The organism is Pseudomonas sp. P1_F7 (assembly GCF_056405655.1).
Genome location: NZ_JBFUBR010000074.1, coordinates 1 through 634, shown reverse-complemented (window position 1 = coordinate 634; position 634 = coordinate 1). Strand labels below are relative to the sequence as shown.

Sequence of the window (634 nt, the reverse complement as noted above, 5' to 3'; positions counted from 1 at the left end):
GAGGGCGGCACCGTCACCTACACCGCGACGGTTGGTGCCGCCGTCACCGGTTCGCCGGTCGTCGTGACCCTGGCCAACGGCCAGAGCATCACCATCGCGGTCGGCGAAACCACCGGCASCGTGTCCACCCCCGCRCCGAACGACGTGTTGACYGGCCACGCGCCGCTGACCAACTCGATCACCGACATCAGCGGCGGYAAYTACGAGAACCTGGTCGCCGACAAGACCCCGGTCAGCACCACCGTGACCGACACCGTCGACACCACCAACCTCAGCCTGAGYGCYACAARCYCGGTCGCCGAGGGCGGCTCGATCGTCTACACCGCSACCCTGACCAACRCCGCCGGTTCGCCGGTGACCGTGACCCTGTCGAACGGTGCCGTGATCACGATTGAGGCCGGGAAAACCACTGGCTCGGTGACCGTCGATGCGCCGAAAGACGACGTGTACAAAGATGCTGGCAAAGTCGAAGTCAGCATTTCCACCGCCACCGGCGGCGACTTCGAGAACCTGGTGCCRAGCAACGTGCCGGCGGTGACCAACGTCACTGACACCATCGACACCACCACCGTGAAGCTGACCGCGACTGAAACCGCAGCTGAAGGCGGCACTGTCACCTACACCGCCACCGTCG

General features: G+C 65.4%; 1 protein-coding gene. It reads left to right on the top strand.

Translation table 11 applies throughout. The annotated features are described in order from the left end of the window. The coding region (locus tag AC1D1M_RS31435) for an immunoglobulin-like domain-containing protein (RefSeq protein ID WP_477778696.1) at positions 1-634 on the top strand (634 nt) is incomplete at both ends.